Origin of the sequence: Burkholderia sp. BKH01, from assembly GCF_025685725.1 — a bacterium.
Lineage (GTDB): Bacteria > Pseudomonadota > Gammaproteobacteria > Burkholderiales > Burkholderiaceae > Burkholderia > Burkholderia pyrrocinia_C.
The window spans coordinates 72,419-86,964 of sequence record NZ_JAOTQT010000011.1 but is presented as its reverse complement, the minus strand read 5'-3'; the positions used below and the strand labels follow the sequence as shown (position 1 = coordinate 86,964).

Below are 14,546 nucleotides of genomic sequence, written 5' to 3'. Positions count from 1 at the left end.
CAACTGCCTCGCCCACAAAAATGCGGACAGGTTCGCTAGACCAATTTCACAGTCGCGGAATTGGCATAATGATGGCCTGCCAACGTGACCCTACGGCGCGCCGCCAAGCCCTTCCCCGTTACAACCGCACTACCCATGTCGACCACCACCGCGACCCCCGCGTCGCTGAAACACATCCTTGAAAACCCCGGCGATTTCTCAGGCTGGCTCTGTCTGCCGCCGATGCCGTGGACGCTCGATACAGAAGGCGCATTCACCGAAGACGCCGAAGACACCGAAGACACCGAAGACACCGAAGACGCCGACAGCACCGAAGCCATCGCACTCCAACCCGGCTGGCGCATCACACTGAACAGCGCAACGATCGAAGACATCGTGATCAACGCGCATGATCAGGTCGACGAACCGAGCATCGTGCAACTGCTCGACGCATTCGTGTACTACGTCGAAAACGACGAGTTCATTCTGCTCTGACGACGCACACTCCGCGCCACAGTCAAAAAGGACCGCCGGGCGGTCCTTTCTTCATCAAGCAGCCGGTGTTCGAACGAAGCACTACGTCTACGGCCCCTCAAGGCAACGAAATCGTCAAATTAGCCGACTCCGGCCCGACCTTGATCACCTGCGAATAAGGCGCCAACGCCTGCAGCGTCTTGTCCTTCAGATACGAGTTGAGCCCGAGGAACCCCAGCAACGCCACCAGCGCAAACACCGCCCCGATCGCCCACACCGGCACCTCGCGCTTCAACCGATGCGCGATCTGATCCGGCAACGGCCAATGCGGCGCGAACGGCGCACGCTTGCCCTTCATATGCGCGATCTCGTCCCCCAGCCGCGCCGTCAGATACGCCAGCTTCTCCGGCCCCTCGAGCAGATACTTCCCCTGAAACCCGAGCAGCAGGCACATATGAAACACCTCGAGCGACTGCAGCCGCGCCGCACCTTGCGCACGACAATCCTCGAGATACTGAAAGAACTTCTCGCCCGCCAACTGCTCGCCGAACAGCACGAGCTGCAGCGGCCGGCGCTCCCAGTCCGCGCGGATCTTGAACTGCGACGACAGCACCATCTCGTCGATGGCCGCACAGAACGCGAATTTCGCGGCGTACACATCCTCGGCTGCGATATTCAGCTTCTTCGCACCGCGCTCGAAATCCGACAGGAATTCCTGGATCCGCGTGCTGAACTCGCTCGCGCTGTCCGGCTCGCGGCGGTTCTTGAGCAGGAACAGCATGAAGAAGCCGTCGTACAGCAGGTCGAGCAGCGAACGGGCCTGGAACGCGGAGTCCGTCGACGCCGGGGTATGCATGGGTGCCGGCGCGTTGTCGCCGAACAGGGAAGGCGCGTAGCTCATGATGTGACCGCGATCAGTTCGAACTTCAGGTCATTGATGCCAGTCGGCGCATAGATCATCGCGGACTGGGCCTGCAGCATGCGTTCGTACAGCGCGCCGCGCGAATCGAGCGCGAAGTAGCACGCGCCGGGCCGCACCGGAATCGCGGGCGGCACCTGCGGCGTGTACGACAGCCGCACGCCGGGCATCGCCGACAGCACGAGCTTGTCGACGTCGTCGGGTGCGCCGACCTTGAAGCGGGCCGGCACGGCATCGACGAGCTCGACGCTCGGCATGTCCGCGGACACCGCCAGGTAGAACTCGGTCTTGTCGTCGATCTTGCCCGAATCGAGGCGGCCGAGGTGGAACGACGGACGCACCTCGTCGAGCGTGATCGCGAAGTAGCGCGTCGAGATCACGGTGTCGAGCAGCTCGCGCAGCATCAGGTCCAGACGCGCAAAACTCGGGCCCGGATCGTCGTGGCGGTACACGGGCAGGTCGGCGAGCGAATAGCCCTTCGAGAACGTCATCAGCTGGCCCGCGAGGCGCAGCAGTTCCTGGAACAGCCGCTCCGGATGCAGCGCCGCGTGCTGGTGCAGGTGCGCGAGCGTCGCAAAGGCGGCGTTCGCGGTATGCAGCAGCCAGAACGACGCGATGTCGCCCGAGCGGAATTCGATGATGTTCTTCGACGGCTCGCGGTGGAAGCCGTACAACGCGTTCACCTTCGCCTGCAGTGCGTCGACCAGCTGGCGCAGCCGCTGGTGCAGGATCGGCGACGCGTCGATCGCGAGGCACGGCGGCACGAAGCTGTCGTCGATCTCGAAACCGGAGGTCGCGGTGCGGCGCACGCGCACGAGCGGCACCGACAGCAACTGGTCGCGCGGTTCGCTGTGAGCGATCAGCTTGACCTGCGTCTTCAGGAACGTGATGTCGGCTTCGGCGGCGTCGGTGAAGTTGTCGGCGACGCTCGTCTGCTCGCTGACGAAGCGCGTCATGAAGCCGGCGGCCGGATCGTCGCTGTAGTTGGTGCCGTTCTCGCGCAGCGGGTGCAGCGCGAGATAGAACACGAACTCGTTGATGCCGTCAGGCAGCGTGTCCAGCGCGATCGGCGGTGGCAGGTCGTCGGCCTGCGGCGCGGCATACAGCGCACCGTCCGGGAACACGAGCGCGAGCTCGGCAACCCGCAGCACGTTGCTGCCGAGCGCGTCGCGGTCGATGCGCACCGAGCGCACCCCCCAGTTGTACGGCTGGATCGCCTGGATGGACTCGAACAGGCGCGCCTCGTGGTACGCGTCCTGCCGCTGAAAGTGTTGAGGCCGGAGGAACAGCCCTTCCCCCCACAGCACCTTGGCCGAATAACTCATGTCAAATCCGGTTAATGTGGCGTTGCGATGTAATCGATTTGGTCATGCCCGAATTAAATCGCCAATTGTTAACTCTTGTTAATTGACATTCGTGCGTCATGCTTAACCGCAGGAGACCGAAGACAGCATATTCAGCGGTTGTGAAGGCGCACCCTGTTGCGGCGCGATGACGGTGCCATCGGTGACCGTCATCGCGCAATTATGCAGGCCGATGATTATGCCGGATTTCTCCGACTTCACCGGATCGAACGTCAGTTTCCATCGTTGTAGTGCGGGATCGCGGAACAGCGCGACGATGCCGAACGCCTGCGCTTCGCGCGAGACTTTCTCGGTCGCGGTATAGCGCTGGCCCGGAATCAGCGTGATTTCGCGCACATTCAACAGGTCGGCGCCGAGCGCGGCCTTCTCCTTGGTCGGATCGGTGAACGCGTCGAACGGCGCCTGCTGGAACGACGTCGGATCCTTCAGCGCGTAGAGCCGCACGACGAGCGCGAGCGGCTTGTGGTCGGTCGCGGCATTCAGGTTCGGCGCGGCAGCGAGCGTGATCCCGAGATTGCGCGGCGGCTTCTGCGAGTCCGGCAGTTCGGGTTTGCCGATGCCGGCGGCCTGCATCACGGCGCTCGCGGCCGAGCCGAGCAGCGGGGCGGCCGCGCATCCGGCCAGAAGAGCGCAGACGACCAGCGGCAGCGCGTAGCGAATCATGGACGATCTCATCGTGTTTCCGGCGTGCCGCCTTTATCCCTGTCAAAACTGCCGGGTATTTCCGCGTTCGCCGCGTATCCCCGACACTGCAACGCTCAACTATTAAGCACGCTTGCGTCGCGGCAAGCGCCCGGAAAAATTTTCCGCTACCCGTGCGGCACGTCGTGCAACCAGTAAAACTTGCGCGCCCCGGCCGAAAGAAAAACTGCTGCGAGCCCGCAGCGGGAGGCCATTCGAGGGGGTAGCGCCCGGTTTTAAAAGGAATTACTCTTCACACGACGATTGAATTATGAAAAATTGATCGGTACTATACCCGCGCGCTTCTTGCAAAGCAAAAGAACCAGATTCTCAACGATTTTAAAACTCACGCGCCGGTGGATATAACGATGAAAGACCGTCTCTTCGCAAAACTGTCTGGGGTAGTGCTGGCTTGCGGCGTGATCGCCGGCTGTGCGAGCCAGTCGACCACGCCGCCGAGCGCCGAGGTTTTCAACAAGTCGCTGGCCGATGCGGACGCCGTTGCGAAGGCGGGTGATCAGGACAAGGCGCTCGGCCTGTACCAGCAGCTCGCGAAGTCGGATCCGACGCGCGAGGAGCCATGGTCGCGCATCGCGCAGATCCAGTTTGCCCAGAACCACTACGGCCAGGCGATCGTCGCCGCGCAGGAAGCGCTGCAGCGCGACGCAACCGATCGCCAGGCGAAGAGCGTGCTGGCCGTCGCGGGCCTGCGGATCGCGACGCAGTCGCTCGGCGAATTGCGCCAGGATGCGTCGCTCGCGGGCGACGCGAAGTCGGACGCGCAGACGCTCGCGAAGCAGCTGCGCGACACGCTGGGCGAATCGGCGCTATTCCCGCCGGAGCAGAAATCGCAAACGAAGAAGATTCGCCGCCCGATTCACCGCCCGAAGGTGGCAGCCGGCACGGCGGCAGCAGCGGACAGCGGCGCCACGACGCCGCCTCCGCCCCCGCCGACGTCGAGCGGCAGCGCGCCGCAGAAGGGCGGCGCCGATCCGTTCAGCGCGCTGCGCAACTGACGCGAAAGCAACTGACGCGAAAACCACAACTAACCTGGGAGCCGTCGATGGCCAAGAAAGAAAGCATTCAGAAAAGCTTGCAGAAAATACGGCCGCCGCGCGTCCAGCTGACCTACGAGGTCGAGAAGGGCGACGCGATCGAGGTGAAGGAACTGCCGTTCGTCGTCGGGGTCGTCGGCGATCTGGCGGGCCAGTCCGAAATCGAGCAGCCGAAGCTGCGCGACCGCAAGTTCGTCAATATCGACCGCGACAACTTCGACGACGTGATGAAGGCGATCGAGCCGCGCGCCGCGTTCCAGGTGGAAAACCGCCTGAGCCCGGAAGGCGGCAAGTTCGCGGTCGACCTGAAGTTCCGCTCGCTGTCGGATTTCAGCCCGGACGACGTCGTCGAACAGGTCGAGCCGCTGCGCCGCCTGCTCGAGGCGCGCTCGAAGCTCGCCGACCTGCGCAACAAGCTCGCCGGCAACGACAAGCTCGAGGATCTGCTGTCCGAGGTGCTGAAGAACACGCAGCAGCTGCAGGAGCTCGCGAAGGGCACCGGCGGCGACAAAGACAGCGAATGACGACGGAGTGTTGAGATGAACCAGCAAACGGCTGCTGCACAAGCCAGCGGCGCGGAATACGCCGCCGGGACCTCGCTGCTCGACGACATCGTCGAGAAGAGCAAGGTCGCGAAATCCGATTCCGAACATGCGCGTGCGAAGGACCTGATCGGCGAACTCGTGCACCAGGTGCTCGACGGCACGGTGATCGTGTCGGACAACCTGTCGGCCACGATCGATGCGCGCGTCGCGGAACTCGACCGCCTGATCTCGACGCAGCTTTCCGCGGTGATGCACGCGCCGGAATTCCAGCGCCTCGAAAGCACGTGGCGCGGGATGGATTACCTGGTCAAGGAAAGCAATACGGGCCAGACGATCAAGATCAAGGCGCTGCACGCACCGAAGCGCGACCTCGTGCGCGATTTCAAGGGTGCGAGCGAGTTCGACCAGAGCGCGCTGTTCAAGAAAGTTTACGAAGAAGAATTCGGCACGTTCGGCGGCTCGCCGTTCGGTGCGCTGATCGGCGATTACGAGATCTCGCGCCAGCCGGAAGACATGTACTTCATCGAGCAGATGTCGCACGTCGCGGCGGCCGCGCACGCGCCGTTCATTGCGTCGGCTTCGCCCGAACTGCTCGGCCTCGAGTCGTTCTCCGACCTCGGCAAGCCGCGCGATCTCGGCAAGGTGTTCGATACCGTCGAATACGCGAAGTGGAAGTCGTTCCGCGACGCCGAGGATTCGCGCTATGTCGGCCTGACGCTGCCGCGCTTCCTCGGCCGCCTGCCGTTCAATCCGAAGGACGGCCAGACCGCGGAGAACTTCAACTTCGTCGAGGACGTCGACGGCACCGAGCACGACAAGTACCTGTGGTGCAACGCCGCGTGGGCGTTCGCTGCACGCCTGACGGCCGCGTTCGACGACTTCGGCTGGTGCGCGGCGATCCGCGGCGTCGAAGGCGGCGGCCTCGTCGAGGATCTGCCGACCCACACGTTCAAGACCGACGACGGCGAAGTCGCGCTGAAGTGTCCGACCGAAATCGCGATCACCGATCGCCGCGAGAAGGAGCTGAGCGACCTCGGCTTCATCCCGCTCGTCCATTGCAAGAACTCAGATTACGCCGCGTTCTTCGCTGCGCAGTCGGTGCAGAAGCCGAAGAAATACAGCACCGACAGCGCGAATGCGAACGCCGTCCTGTCCGCCCAGCTTCAGTACATCTTCTCGGTATCGCGCGTCGCGCACTACCTGAAGGCGATGATGCGGGACAAGATCGGCAGCTTCGCATCGGCGCAGAACGTGGAGACTTTCCTCAACCGGTGGATTTCGCAGTACGTCCTGCTCGACGATAACGCCTCGCAGGAACAGAAAGCGCAATTTCCGCTGCGCGAGGCATCCATACAAGTGTCGGAGATTCCGGGCAAGCCGGGCTCGTATCGTTCGGTCGCGTTCCTGCGTCCGCACTTTCAGCTCGACGAACTCTCGATTTCTCTGCGACTTGTCGCTGATCTGCCCAAACCGGCAAATTCATAAGCGAGTAGATCGCCCGGGCGGGCCGCCTGGGTAGGACGTTAAAACCACCTCTTTGGGGAGTCGAAGGGCCATGTTACATATGCACTTGCAGTTTGGTAGTCCGGCGGTGAAGGGCGAATCCGCGGACAAAGACCATCAGGGCTGGATCGAACTGAAATCGTGGGATCACTCGATCGTTCAGCCGCGTTCGGCAACCGCATCGACCGCTGGCGGTCACACGATGACGCGTTGCGAGCACGGCGACATGATCTTCACGAAGGAAATCGATTCGTCGAGCCCGCTGCTGTACCAGCACGCCTCGGGCGGCACCACGTTCGACGAGGTGACGGTCCATTTCTCGCGCGCAGACGGTGAAGGCAAGCGCGTGCAGTATCTGGAAGTCAAGCTCAAGTACGTGATCATCTCGAGCATCGCCCCGAGCGTTCGCGAGGAAGGTCTGCCGCTCGAGACGTTCTCGCTGAAGTACGCGGCCGTGCAGTGGAAGCAAACCCAGCAGAAGATCGGCGGCAACCAGGGCGGCAACACGCAGGGCGCCTGGAGTCTGACGAAGAACGACAAGACCTACGCGGTCTAAGGTCGGTTGCGGCAACGGGGCGCACGGCGTCCCGTTGCCGTTTTCGTAGTTCATACCGGCCGATGAAACGATTCGAACCCAGTTTTCTCGACAAGCTGTTCGACGACGAACCGCACCTGCCGGCCTCGGCAGCGATGCGGCAATTGTCGCTGGACGAGCTCAAGACCACGGTCGCCCGCGACGTCGAGGCGATCCTCAACACCCGTATCGCGCACACCGAGAACGAGCTGGCCGAGCTGCCGGAATGCCAGAAATCGGTGCTGACCTACGGGCTGAACGATTTCGCGGGGCTGAGCCTCGCGAGCCACTACGATCGCGCGTTCATCTGCAAGTCGATCCAGCAGGCCATCGCGCGCCATGAGCCGCGCCTGCAGCAGGTACAGGTCACGTTCGAGCTGAACGAGCAGGCGACCAATGCGCTTTACTTCGCGATCCAGGCGCTGCTCGTCGTGCACCCGGCCGAGGAGCCGGTGAATTTCGACGCGATGCTGCAGCCGTCGACGCTGCAGTATTCGGTCACGCGCGCACGCGCCGCGAGAATGCAGTAAATCAAGCCGCCGAGCGGGCCGGACCGCCCGGTGGTCGATCAGGTCCGGCAGGAAATATTGAGGTTCGGGGTCGTCGATGGAAGAATTGCTGCCGTATTACGAGCGCGAATTATCGTTTTTGCGGCGCTATTCGCGAGATTTCGCCGAACGCTATCCGAAGATCGCGGCGCGGCTCGCGTTGTCCGGCGAGCATTGCGAGGATCCGCACGTCGAGCGGATGATCGAGTCGTTCGCGCTGCTCGGCGCGCGCATCAACAAGAAGCTCGACGACGACTACCCCGAATTCACCGAAGCGCTGCTGGAAGTGCTGTATCCGCACTACCTGCGGCCGTTCCCGTCGTGCTCGATCGCGCAGTTCACGCCGGCTTCGCCCGGCCAGCAGACCGAACCGGTCGTGATCGACCGCGGCACCGAGCTGAAGAGCCGCCCGATCCGCGGCGTGCAGTGCCGGTTCCGCACCGCCTACGACGTGACGCTCGCGCCGATCCGCATCTCGGAAGCGCGCTACACGCCGGTCGCGCTCGCGCCGAGCGCGACGGTGCTGCCGTCCAACGCGACGGGCGTGGTCTCGATCACGTTCGAATCGCTCGCCGCGCAGCTCGACCTCGGCGCGCTGAAGGTGCCGACGCTGCGCGCGCACCTGCACGGCGAGCAGTCGTTCGTCGCCGCGCTGACCGACTGCCTGTTCGTCAACGTGCTCGGCGCGTATGTCGAGCCCGAACGCAACGGCCGCTGGACCGCGCTGCGCAAGCTGCCGATCGCGCAGGCCGGCTTCGACGAGCACGATGCGCTGATCGACTATCCGGCGAAATCGCATCCCGCGTATCGCCTGCTCACCGAATACTTCGCGTTCCCCGACAAGTTCGACTTCGTCGATTTCGACCTCGCGGCGATCGCGCGCGCGTCGGGCCGCTGCCAGCGCGCGACGCTGCATCTGGTGCTGCAGGACGTGCGCAGCGATTCGCACGTCGCGCGGCTGCTCGAGCTGCTGACGGCAAGCCACTTCCGGCTGTTCTGCACGCCGATCGTCAACCTGTTCCGCCAGCACGGCGAGCCGATTCGCATCACGCACCGTGCGGTGTCCTACCCGGTGATCGCCGAGGCGCGCCGCGCGTTCGCGTACGAGGTGTATTCGATCGATTCGGTGAAGCTCGTCAGGCAGCAGGCGCATGAAGAATCGGTGATCGAGTTCCGGCCCTTCTATTCGCTGCATCACGGCGAATCGGCGCGGATCGGTCACTACTGGTTCGCGCGCCGCAACGACTGGGTCGCGCAGAAGAGCCCCGGCTACGAAACCGAGATCTCGATCGTCGACATCGATTTCGAGCCGACGTCGCCGCAGACCGACACGCTGAGCCTCGATCTCACCTGCACGAACCGCGACCTGCCGGCGATGCTCGCGTTCGGCCTCGAAGGCGGCGACCTGTTCCAGGAAGGCGGCGCGCAGACCAGCGGCATCTCGATGGTGCGCCGCCCGACGCAGAGCGTGCGCTTCGAGCGCGGCCGCGCCGCGCACTGGCGGCTCGTGTCGCACCTCGCGCTCAATCACGTGTCGCTGGTCGCGCACGGCCTCGCGCCGCTGAAGGAAATGCTGACGCTGTACGACCTGCGGCGCACCGCCGTGTCGATGCGCCAGATCGACGGCCTGGCCGGCATCGAGCAGCGCGGCGCCGTGCAATGGCTGCCCGGCAAGCCGTTCGCGACCTTCGTGCGCGGCATCGAGATCCGCCTGACGATCGACGAGGAGCACTTCGTCGGCGCGAGCCTCGCGTCGTTCGTGCGTGTGCTCGACAGCTTCTTCGGGCTTTACGTCCACCTCAACAGTTTCGTTCAACTAGTCGTCGTGTCGAAACGCACCGGCGAGGAGATCATCCGATGCAAGCCCCGAACCGGCGAATCGATCCTGGCGTAGTCGACGCGCTGCTCGACGAGCCGCACCGCTTCGAATTCTTCCAGGCGGTGCGCGTGCTCGAAGGGCTGTTCGCGCGGCAGGCGTCGGATGCACCCGGCGCATGGCGGCAGGGCGACGTCGTCGCGCAGCGCATCGAATTCCGCAACACGCTGTCGCTCGGTTTCCCGCCGAGCGAGATCGAGGGCGCGCGCTCGTTTGGCGACGACGGCACGCTGCTCGACTCGGGCGAGCAGCGCGGCGCGGCGCTCGCGGCCGGCGAACTCGGCCACGTCGAGCTGACGCCCGCGTTCTTCGGGCTGCTCGGCGGGCAGGGCGCGCTGCCGCTGCATTACACCGAGCAGATCGTCGCGCGGGAGCACCTGAAGCGCGACCACGCGGCGCGCGCGTTCTTCGACGTGTTTTCGAACCGCGCGACCGCGCTGTTCTATGCGGCGTGGAAGAAATACCGGCTGCCGTTCCATTACGAGCTCGACCGCGACGAGCGCTATTTGCCGCTGCTGCTCGCGATCGCGGGCGTGCCGAGCGACGAGGTGCGCGACAGCCTGGCGGCCGGCGCGGGCGGCGTGCTCGACGAAGCCGTTGCCGGCTACGCGCTGGCCGCGCGGCACCGGCCGATGTCGGCCGCGTACCTGCAGCGCACGCTGTCCGACTATTTCCGCGTGCCGGTGAAGATCGACCAGTTCGTCGGCAAGTGGTACGACGTGCCACCCGACCAGTTGAGCGTGCTCGGCGAGGTCAACGCGGTGCTCGGCGCGACGGCGCTCGTCGGCGAACGCGTATGGCAGCGCGACATGCGCGCGCGGATCGTCGTCGGCCCGCTGTCCAAGCGCGACTACGAGGCGTTCCTGCCCGGCGGCCCGCAGGCCGTCGCGCTCGAACGGATGCTGACGCTGCTCGCCGGCGTCACGCTCGAATACGAGGTGAAGCTGGTGCTGAAGCGCACCGAGGTCGGCGCGAGCGTGCTCGGCACGGGCTCGCGGCTCGGCTGGGACGCATTCCTCTGCACGCGCGACGCGATCGACGACCGCTCGGACGCCCGCTATGAACTGCACGTGATTCACTGATTCACCGATTCCGAACGACAACAAACACGCAATCGAACCTGAGATCGACGCCATGAGCACGCCTCTGAAGACCCTGATCACGAAACTGAACCCGCTGTGCCGGCGCGCGACTGAGCGTGCGGCGAGCGCGTGCCTGGCGCGCGGCCACTACGAGGTCGATCTGGAGCACCTGTTCCTCGCGCTGCTCGAAGAGCCGGCGGGCGACCTGCCGCTCGCGCTGCGCGCGAGCCGCGTCGATCCGCATGCGCTGCGCGCGGATCTCGAACGCGAGCTGACGCGCCTGAAGACCGGTAACACGCGTACGCCGGTGTTTTCTGTGCACCTGATCGCGCTGTTCGAACAGGCGTGGCTGATCGCATCGCTCGATTCGCAGCTCGGTCGCATCCGTTCGGGGCACCTGCTGCTTGCGCTGCTGACTGCGCCGGATCTCGCGCAGTTCGCGCAGCGGATGTCGTCGCAGTTCGCGGAAGTGAACGTGACGGACCTGAAGCACAAGTTCGACGAGATCGTGGCCGGATCGAGCGAAGCCGAGCCGCGCCAGGCGGAATCCGACGATGGTGGCGTGGCGCCGGCGGGCGACGGTGCGGCACCCGTGGCCGGCCCGTCGAAGACGCCCGCGCTCGACACGTACACGACCAACCTCACACAGCGCGCGCGCGACGGCAAGATCGATCCGGTGATCGGCCGCGAAGCCGAGATCCGCCAGGCGATCGACATCCTGATGCGCCGCCGCCAGAACAACCCGATCATGACCGGCGAGGCCGGCGTCGGCAAAACGGCGGTCGTCGAGGGCCTCGCGCTGCGGATCGCGGCCGACGACGTGCCACCACCGCTCTCCGGCGTCGCGCTGCACGTGCTTGACATGGGGCTGCTGCAGGCCGGCGCGAGCGTGAAGGGCGAGTTCGAGAACCGGTTGAAGAGCGTGATCGACGAAGTGAAGAAGAGCGCGCATCCGATCATCCTGTTCATCGACGAGGCGCACACGATCATCGGCGCGGGCGGCCAGGCCGGCCAGAACGATGCGGCGAACCTGCTGAAGCCGGCGCTTGCGCGCGGCGAGCTGCGCACGATCGCCGCGACGACGTGGAGCGAATACAAGAAGTACTTCGAGAAGGATGCGGCGCTCGCGCGGCGCTTCCAGGTCGTGAAGGTCGAGGAGCCGAGCGAGCCGCTCGCGGCCGCGATGCTGCGCGGGATGTCGGGCCTGATGGAGAAGCACTTCAACGTGCGGATCCTCGACGATGCGATCACCGAGGCCGTGCGCCTGTCGCACCGCTACATCAGCGGCCGCCAGCTTCCCGACAAGGCGATCAGCGTGCTCGACACCGCGTGCGCGAAGGTCGCGCTCGCACACAGCGCGACGCCGGCCGCGATCGACGACACGAAGAAGCGCATCGAGCGGATCGACGCGGAAATCGCGTCGCTGGAACGCGAGGCAGCGGGCGGCGCGCCGCACGACGAGCGTCTCGCCGAGCTGCGCAGCGCGCGCGACACGGCGCTGGAGCAACTCGCGAAGGACGAGGCGCGCTACGAAGCCGAGCGCGCGATCGTCGCCGAGATCACCGAATTGCGCGAAACGCTCGACAAGGCGCGCGGCCCGTCCGAGGACGGCCAGCCGGTCGACGTGCAGGCGACGCGCGACAAGCTCGCCGAACGCGTGGCGGCGCTGCACGCGCTGCAGGGCGGCGAGCCGATGGTGCCGCTGCAGGTCGACGGCCACGTCGTCGCCGAGATCGTCGCCGCGTGGACGGGCATTCCGCTCGGCCGGATGGTGAAGGACGAGATCGACACCGTGCTGAACCTGCAGCCGCTGCTGACCGCGCGCGTGATCGGCCAGGACCACGCGCTCGACGCGATCGCGCAGCGCGTGCGCACCGCGACCGCGAACCTCGAGGATCCGAACAAGCCGCGCGGCGTGTTCATGTTCGTCGGGCCGTCGGGCGTCGGCAAGACCGAGACGGCGCTCGCGCTGGCCGACATCCTGTACGGCGGCGAGCGCAAGATGGTCACGATCAACATGAGCGAGTACCAGGAAGCGCACAGCGTGTCGGGCCTGAAGGGCTCGCCGCCCGGCTATGTCGGCTACGGCGAGGGCGGCGTGCTGACCGAGGCCGTGCGTCGCAACCCGTATTCCGTCGTGCTGCTCGACGAGGTCGAAAAGGCGCACCCCGACGTGCTCGAGATGTTCTTCCAGGTGTTCGACAAGGGCACGATGGACGACGCGGAAGGGCGCGAGATCGACTTCCGCAACACGCTGATCATCCTGACGTCGAACGTCGGCTCGTCAGCGGTGATGCAGGCGTGCCTGAACAAGCCGGCCGAGGAGCTGCCCGATCCGGACGCGCTCGCCGAGACGCTGCGTCCGCAGCTGTACAAGACCTTCAAGCCCGCGTTCCTCGGCCGGATGAAGGTCGTGCCGTACTATCCGATTTCCGACGACGTGCTGGCCGAGATCATCGAGCTGAAGCTGGAGCGGATCCGCCGCCGGATCGACGCGAACCACAAGGCCGCGTTCGAATGGGACGAGTCGCTCGTCGATGCGGTGCTGGCGCGCTGCACCGAGGTCGATTCGGGCGCCCGCAACGTCGACCATATCCTGAACGGCACGCTGCTGCCGGAGATCGCGGGCCACGTGCTCGGCCGGATCGCCGACGGCGAGGCCATCGCGCGCATCGCGGTGCGTGCGGACGAGGCCGGCGAATTCGCCTATACGGTCGAATGAGCGGTCGAATGAGCCCCCGCGCGCGACATCTGATGCATCAACGGATTCACTGAACCATGCCGATCAATCTCCCCGAGTTGCTGACGCCGATCAGCGACGCGTCGCCCAGCGGCGACGACCTGCTGTTTTCGAACGAATTCGACGCGATCCAGGACGCGCGGCGCTACGACGATCCGACGCTCGACCAGGGCGAATGGGTGACCGAGATCAAGGAGGCCGACTGGGGCTTCGTCGTCGACCATGCGGGCGAGCTGCTGCGCACGCGCACGAAGGACCTGCGGCTCGCCGTGTGGCTGACCGAGGCGCTCGCGCTCGAGGACGGCATCACCGGCCTCACCGAAGGTTATGCGCTGCTCGAGGGCCTGTGCCGCGAGTTCTGGGACAGCGTGCACCCGCTGCCCGAAGGCGACGACACCGAGTACCGGCTCGGCAACGTCGCGTGGCTGGCAGGCCGCACGGCCGAGCTGCTGCGCGCGGTGCCGTTGACGGACGGCGCGTCGAACGCGTTCAGCACGCTCGACTGGGAAGTGGCGCAGCACGTCGCGCAGTCGATCAAGCGCGACCCCGAACACGCGGACGACATCGCGCGCGGCAAGCCGTCGATCGACCAGATCGATGCGTCGCGGCGCGTGACGTCGATCGCGTTCTACACGGCGCTGCTGGCGAACCTGAAGGCGTTCGAATTTGCGCTCGACGCGTTCGAGGAGCGGCTCGTCGAACGTGCGGGCGATTCGGCGCCGAGCTTCCGGCAGGCGCGCGACGCGTTCGAGACCGTGTACCGGCTCGCCGAGCGCTTCGCGCGCGAGCAGGGCTATACGGGCAGTGCGCCGCACACGCAGGCGGCACAACAGGCGCAGCCCGAGCGCATCGAGCCGGTGTTCGGCAATTCGATCAAGACCGAGGAGACCCACGTGCAGTCGCAGACCGCTTTGCGTCCTCCGGTGACGCAGATGATCGCCGGCATCCAGAACCGTGCGCAAGCCGTCGACCAGTTGCGTGCGGTGGCGCGTTATTTCCGTCAGACCGAGCCGCACAGCCCGGTCGCGTATCTCGCCGACAAGGCCGCGGAGTGGGCCGACATGCCGCTGCACAAGTGGCTCGAGAGCGTCGTGAAGGACGACGGCTCGTTGTCGCATATTCGCGAGCTGCTGGGGGTGAGGCCGGACGAGCAGTCGTAATGACCGCGTCGGGGCAAGGTTACTCGGGGGTGTCCGAGGTGCCGTG

At 65.4% G+C, this 14,546-nt stretch carries 13 protein-coding genes; 10 read left to right on the top strand and 3 right to left on the bottom strand.

Annotation, left to right across the window (positions count from 1 at the left end; translation table 11 throughout):
- The first annotated feature begins 135 nt into the window (after positions 1–135).
- Entirely contained in the window at positions 136–474 is a 339-nt protein-coding gene (locus OEJ37_RS18090; protein WP_263345034.1) for a hypothetical protein, read from the top strand.
- A gap of 97 nt (positions 475–571) precedes the next feature.
- Here OEJ37_RS18090 and icmH read toward each other — a convergent pair whose 3' ends face one another.
- From icmH to tssJ, 3 genes are all read right to left on the bottom strand, one after another.
- Positions 572–1,354 (bottom strand): type IVB secretion system protein IcmH/DotU, encoded by a 783-nt coding sequence (icmH, locus tag OEJ37_RS18085; protein WP_174417317.1) that lies wholly within the window; start codon positions 1,352–1,354, stop codon positions 572–574.
- The gene (tssK, locus tag OEJ37_RS18080) at positions 1,351–2,697 is read right to left on the bottom strand and encodes a type VI secretion system baseplate subunit TssK (RefSeq protein WP_174417316.1); all 1,347 of its coding nucleotides are present in this window, start codon (positions 2,695–2,697) and stop codon (positions 1,351–1,353) included. The genes icmH and tssK overlap by 4 nt, the downstream gene beginning before the upstream one ends.
- Positions 2,698–2,799: 102 nt before the next feature.
- Positions 2,800–3,411, bottom strand: coding sequence for a type VI secretion system lipoprotein TssJ (tssJ, locus tag OEJ37_RS18075; protein WP_174417315.1), 612 nt, complete (start codon positions 3,409–3,411; stop codon positions 2,800–2,802).
- A 374-nt stretch (positions 3,412–3,785) separates the two neighbouring features.
- On the opposite strand from tssJ, the gene OEJ37_RS18070 reads away from it, so the two are divergent.
- The 9 genes from OEJ37_RS18070 (at position 3,786) to tssA (ending at position 14,500) form a co-directional block, all read left to right on the top strand.
- Positions 3,786–4,433: a tetratricopeptide repeat protein gene (locus OEJ37_RS18070; RefSeq protein ID WP_174417314.1), complete on the top strand. Its 648-nt coding sequence runs from the start codon at positions 3,786–3,788 to the stop codon at positions 4,431–4,433.
- Positions 4,434–4,480: 47 nt separating this feature from the next.
- Complete coding sequence (gene tssB / locus OEJ37_RS18065) at positions 4,481–4,996, top strand: type VI secretion system contractile sheath small subunit (protein ID WP_174417313.1); 516 nt, start codon at positions 4,481–4,483, stop codon at positions 4,994–4,996.
- A gap of 15 nt (positions 4,997–5,011) precedes the next feature.
- Positions 5,012–6,502 (top strand): type VI secretion system contractile sheath large subunit, encoded by a 1,491-nt coding sequence (gene tssC, locus OEJ37_RS18060; RefSeq protein WP_039320274.1) that lies wholly within the window; start codon positions 5,012–5,014, stop codon positions 6,500–6,502.
- 70 nt (positions 6,503–6,572) lie between these two features.
- The gene (locus OEJ37_RS18055; protein ID WP_006477093.1) at positions 6,573–7,076 is read left to right on the top strand and encodes an Hcp family type VI secretion system effector; all 504 of its coding nucleotides are present in this window, start codon (positions 6,573–6,575) and stop codon (positions 7,074–7,076) included.
- Positions 7,077–7,138: 62 nt separating this feature from the next.
- Complete coding sequence (gene tssE / locus OEJ37_RS18050) at positions 7,139–7,624, top strand: type VI secretion system baseplate subunit TssE (protein WP_072442955.1); 486 nt, start codon at positions 7,139–7,141, stop codon at positions 7,622–7,624.
- Positions 7,625–7,700: 76 nt separating this feature from the next.
- Complete coding sequence (gene tssF / locus OEJ37_RS18045; protein ID WP_175947796.1) at positions 7,701–9,536, top strand: type VI secretion system baseplate subunit TssF; 1,836 nt, start codon at positions 7,701–7,703, stop codon at positions 9,534–9,536.
- Entirely contained in the window at positions 9,500–10,600 is a 1,101-nt protein-coding gene (gene tssG, locus OEJ37_RS18040) for a type VI secretion system baseplate subunit TssG (RefSeq protein ID WP_263345030.1), read from the top strand. Before tssF ends, tssG begins: the two co-directional genes overlap by 37 nt.
- A gap of 52 nt (positions 10,601–10,652) precedes the next feature.
- Positions 10,653–13,322 (top strand): type VI secretion system ATPase TssH, encoded by a 2,670-nt coding sequence (gene tssH, locus OEJ37_RS18035; RefSeq protein WP_263345029.1) that lies wholly within the window; start codon positions 10,653–10,655, stop codon positions 13,320–13,322.
- A gap of 56 nt (positions 13,323–13,378) precedes the next feature.
- Positions 13,379–14,500 carry a type VI secretion system protein TssA gene (tssA, locus tag OEJ37_RS18030; RefSeq protein WP_175920990.1) on the top strand — a complete coding sequence of 374 codons (1,122 nt, stop codon included), beginning with the start codon at positions 13,379–13,381 and terminating at the stop codon, positions 14,498–14,500.
- The last annotated feature ends 46 nt before the right edge of the window (positions 14,501–14,546 follow it).